This is a genomic window from Bacillus sp. LQ16 (genome assembly GCF_057784645.1).
In genome coordinates, this window is sequence record NZ_CM173491.1 from 267501 (window position 1) to 272500 (window position 5000).

Annotated in this window: 2 protein-coding genes and 3 rRNA genes (2 of these 5 cut by a window edge); all 5 read left to right on the forward strand. The window is 42.8% G+C overall.

Features of this window, described 5'->3' with window-relative positions:
* Positions 1-1874: ribosomal RNA gene (locus tag AC3EMB_RS01540) — 23S ribosomal RNA — on the forward strand (it extends 1048 nt beyond the left edge of the window).
* A gap of 50 nt (positions 1875-1924) precedes the next feature.
* Positions 1925-2040: ribosomal RNA gene (gene rrf, locus AC3EMB_RS01545) — 5S ribosomal RNA — on the forward strand.
* Between the two features lie 231 nt (positions 2041-2271).
* Positions 2272-3231, forward strand: a complete 960-nt coding sequence (locus AC3EMB_RS01550) for an alpha/beta hydrolase (protein WP_416475035.1) — start codon at positions 2272-2274, stop codon at positions 3229-3231.
* A 200-nt stretch (positions 3232-3431) separates the two neighbouring features.
* Positions 3432-4163, forward strand: a complete 732-nt coding sequence (locus tag AC3EMB_RS01555) for a DsbA family oxidoreductase (protein WP_488517410.1) — start codon at positions 3432-3434, stop codon at positions 4161-4163.
* A gap of 348 nt (positions 4164-4511) precedes the next feature.
* Positions 4512-5000 (forward strand): 16S ribosomal RNA (locus tag AC3EMB_RS01560); it runs 1063 nt beyond the window's last position.

A 5000-nucleotide genomic window follows, 5' to 3' on the forward strand; every position in this document is an offset into this window, starting at 1 on the left:
GTCCCAAAGTGTGTATTAAGTGGAAAAGGATGTGGAGTTGCTTAGACAACTAGGATGTTGGCTTAGAAGCAGCCACCATTTAAAGAGTGCGTAATAGCTCACTAGTCGAGTGACTCTGCGCCGAAAATGTACCGGGGCTAAATACACCACCGAAGCTGCGAATTGATACCAATGGTATCAGTGGTAGGGGAGCGTTCTAAGTGCAGTGAAGTCAGACCGGAAGGACTGGTGGAGCGCTTAGAAGTGAGAATGCCGGTATGAGTAGCGAAAGACGGGTGAGAATCCCGTCCACCGAATGCCTAAGGTTTCCTGAGGAAGGCTCGTCCGCTCAGGGTTAGTCAGGACCTAAGCCGAGGCCGACAGGCGTAGGCGATGGACAACAGGTTGATATTCCTGTACCACCTCTTTATCGTTTGAGCAATGGAGGGACGCAGAAGGATAGAAGAAGCGTGCGATTGGTTGTGCACGTCCAAGCAGTTAGGCTGATAAGTAGGCAAATCCGCTTATCGTGAAGGCTGAGCTGTGATGGGGAAGCTCCTTATGGAGCGAAGTCTTTGATTCCCCGCTGCCAAGAAAAGCTTCTAGCGAGATAAAAGGTGCCTGTACCGCAAACCGACACAGGTAGGCGAGGAGAGAATCCTAAGGTGTGCGAGAGAACTCTGGTTAAGGAACTCGGCAAAATGACCCCGTAACTTCGGGAGAAGGGGTGCTTTCTTAACGGAAAGCCGCAGTGAATAGGCCCAAGCGACTGTTTAGCAAAAACACAGCTCTCTGCGAAGCCGTAAGGCGAAGTATAGGGGGTGACACCTGCCCGGTGCTGGAAGGTTAAGGAGAGGGGTTAGCGTAAGCGAAGCTCTGAACTGAAGCCCCAGTAAACGGCGGCCGTAACTATAACGGTCCTAAGGTAGCGAAATTCCTTGTCGGGTAAGTTCCGACCCGCACGAAAGGTGTAACGATTTGGGCACTGTCTCAACCAGAGACTCGGTGAAATTATAGTACCTGTGAAGATGCAGGTTACCCGCGACAGGACGGAAAGACCCCGTGGAGCTTTACTGTAGCCTGATATTGAATTTTGGTACAGTTTGTACAGGATAGGCGGGAGCCATTGAAACCGGAGCGCTAGCTTCGGTGGAGGCGCTGGTGGGATACCGCCCTGACTGTATTGAAATTCTAACCTACGGGTCTTATCGACCCGGGAGACAGTGTCAGGTGGGCAGTTTGACTGGGGCGGTCGCCTCCTAAAGTGTAACGGAGGCGCCCAAAGGTTCCCTCAGAATGGTTGGAAATCATTCGTAGAGTGCAAAGGCATAAGGGAGCTTGACTGCGAGACCTACAAGTCGAGCAGGGACGAAAGTCGGGCTTAGTGATCCGGTGGTTCCGCATGGAAGGGCCATCGCTCAACGGATAAAAGCTACCCCGGGGATAACAGGCTTATCTCCCCCAAGAGTCCACATCGACGGGGAGGTTTGGCACCTCGATGTCGGCTCATCGCATCCTGGGGCTGTAGTCGGTCCCAAGGGTTGGGCTGTTCGCCCATTAAAGCGGTACGCGAGCTGGGTTCAGAACGTCGTGAGACAGTTCGGTCCCTATCCGTCGTGGGCGTAGGAAATTTGAGAGGAGCTGTCCTTAGTACGAGAGGACCGGGATGGACGCACCGCTGGTGTACCAGTTGTTCTGCCAAGGGCATAGCTGGGTAGCTATGTGCGGAAGGGATAAGTGCTGAAAGCATCTAAGCATGAAGCCCCCCTCAAGATGAGATTTCCCATAGCGTAAGCTAGTAAGATCCCTGAAAGATGATCAGGTTGATAGGTTCGAGGTGGAAGCATGGTGACATGTGGAGCTGACGAATACTAATAGATCGAGGACTTAACCATATAATATGTAGCAAATGTTATCTAGTTTTGAAGGAATATACCTTCAATAGTTTGGTGATGATGGCAGAGAGGTCACACCCGTTCCCATACCGAACACGGAAGTTAAGCTCTCTAGCGCCGATGGTAGTTGGGACCTTGTCCCTGTGAGAGTAGGACGTCGCCAAGCAACTTTAAGACGAGTCAGAATGACTCGTCTTTTTTGTATTTTGTAACTTCTTTTCAAAGCTAATTACATATTTATATAAGTTTTATTCGATTTCTTTCGTGATTTTTGATATGTAATTTAAGATTTTCTATTTTATTTCTTAAAGATAAGATTGACTGGTGTGTTAAAATAGTACAGTTGTTTTTTGATGTACTTTAATATAAGAAGATTTAAGTTAGAAAAGGAGATAATATGAAAAGGATAGGTATAATTACTATAGTAGTCTTAGTCCTTCTATTAATCGTGTATATGTTAGTTGGGAATTATTTTTATAACTACGCATTGAATGCGAAACAAGAAAAAGAATTTTTGCAAGATAATCCTCATTTAGTAGAAACGGTAAATGCATCGGGAGATGTATTGGCTACAAATGAAGAAAAGAATGCGAACTTCGTATCGAAGTATAAACCTAACACATTAACTATACGTTCTTTCGATAAATTGAATTTAAAAGGCTATGAATATATGAATGAATCATCTAGTCATAAATGGGCAATTGTGGTTCATGGATACAATGGTAGAGCATCAGAAATGACGAAATATATTCGTAACTTTTATGAACAAGGCTATAATGTCATAGCACCAGACCTTCGTGGTCACGGAAATAGTGAAGGGGATTATGTTGGTATGGGCTGGCATGATCGTAAAGATGTTTTGATTTGGATTCAACAAATCTTAAAGAAAGATCCTAATGCTGAAATAGCTCTATTTGGTGTTTCGATGGGTGGGGCAACTGTAATGATGACTTCAGGAGAAGATTTACCTTCTAATGTTAAAGTTATTATTGAAGATTGTGGATACTCAACCGTTATTGATGAATTTACTTATCAGCTAAAAGATTTATTCCACTTGCCGAAGTTTCCTGTTATGAATGCGGCAAATACAGTTACAAAATTAAGAGCTGGATATGATTTAGAAGAAGCTTCAGCTGTAAAACAAGTGGCGAAAAGTAAAACACCTATGTTATTCATTCATGGGGATGCTGATACATTCGTTCCTTTTGAAATGTTAGATGAAGTATATAATGCTGCAAAAGTAGAAAAAGAGAAATTAATTGTTCTAGGTGCTGGGCATGGAGAAGCGGAGAAAGTAGATTCGAATAAATATTGGAATACCGTATGGAAGTTCGTAGGGAAGTATATTCCGGCATAATTAAAGTTGTTGCATTTATATAGACGATAATCGGAGGGATAATAGTTAATCCTTTTGATTATCGTTTTTTTTGTTAATTAGGTAGTCTGCTATAAGTGTATTTTTGTATGTACTATATGAAGGAGATAGAGCAAAAACTTTTGAATTCCTTAATCTCAGTGCTACAATGATTGAAAACTAAATGTTAATGAGGTGTTTATATGAAAATTGAGGTTTGGTCGGATTTTGTATGCCCATTTTGCTATATTGGGAAACGTAGATTAGAGATGGCTTTAGAGCAATTTCCACATAAGAAGGATGTTGAAGTTGAGTTTAAAAGTTTTGAGTTGGATCCGAATACTCCCGTTTACTCTGGAACAAGTATTAATGAAGTGCTTGCATCAAAGTATGGGATTAGTATTGAAGAAGCTAAGCGTAATAACGTACAGCTAGGAAATCATGCAGCTAGTATGGGGTTAAGTTTTAATTTTGATGAGATGAAGCCGACGAATACGTTTGATGCGCATCGTCTTGCGAAGTTTGCAAAGAATCATGGAAAAGAAAAGGAGATTACGGAGAATCTACTTTTTGCATATTTCACTGAATCGAAAAATTTAAGTGATGTGGATACACTTGCTATTATCGCTGAAGCCTCAGGTTTAGATAAGCAAGAAGCTTTAAATGTTATTAATGATAAAAATGCGTACGCAAATGATGTTAGAATTGATGAAGCGATTGCTCAGCAATATCAAATTTCGGGAGTGCCTTATTTTATTATTAATCAAAAGTATGCTATTTCAGGTGCACAACGACTTGAAACTTTTGTTGGTGCACTTCAGCAAGTGTGGGAAGAAGAGAATCCTGCACCGAAGTTACAGGAACTTTCAGCAGATGGTGAAAGCGATCTTTCTTGTGCTGATGGAAGTTGTTCGGTGCCGTCGAAAGAACAATAGTTTTTATGATGGAATAGCACCCTATAGATAGTTCTGTGGGGTGCTTGTATATAACTATAGAAGAAATGCGTAAATAGATAATTTGATTACGTATATGTATTCTATAAAATATAAAGTTTTTAAAAAAACATATTGACGATTATACAAATGAAGTGTAATATAGAACAAGTCGCCGATGACATTAACATCGAAAGCGACAAACGAAATAAAAAACTTAGTTGACATTAACTAACGAAGATGTTAACATAAGGAAGTCGCAAATGAGCGACCAAGTAGTTCTTTGAAAACTGAACGAAACAAACAACGTGAAACGTCAATTTTTATTTTTAGATGCTAGACAAACTAACTTTATTGGAGAGTTTGATCCTGGCTCAGGATGAACGCTGGCGGCGTGCCTAATACATGCAAGTCGAGCGAATGGATTGAGAGCTTGCTCTCAAGAAGTTAGCGGCGGACGGGTGAGTAACACGTGGGTAACCTGCCCATAAGACTGGGATAACTCCGGGAAACCGGGGCTAATACCGGATAACATTTTGAACCGCATGGTTCGAAATTGAAAGGCGGCTTCGGCTGTCACTTATGGATGGACCCGCGTCGCATTAGCTAGTTGGTGAGGTAACGGCTCACCAAGGCAACGATGCGTAGCCGACCTGAGAGGGTGATCGGCCACACTGGGACTGAGACACGGCCCAGACTCCTACGGGAGGCAGCAGTAGGGAATCTTCCGCAATGGACGAAAGTCTGACGGAGCAACGCCGCGTGAGTGATGAAGGCTTTCGGGTCGTAAAACTCTGTTGTTAGGGAAGAACAAGTGCTAGTTGAATAAGCTGGCACCTT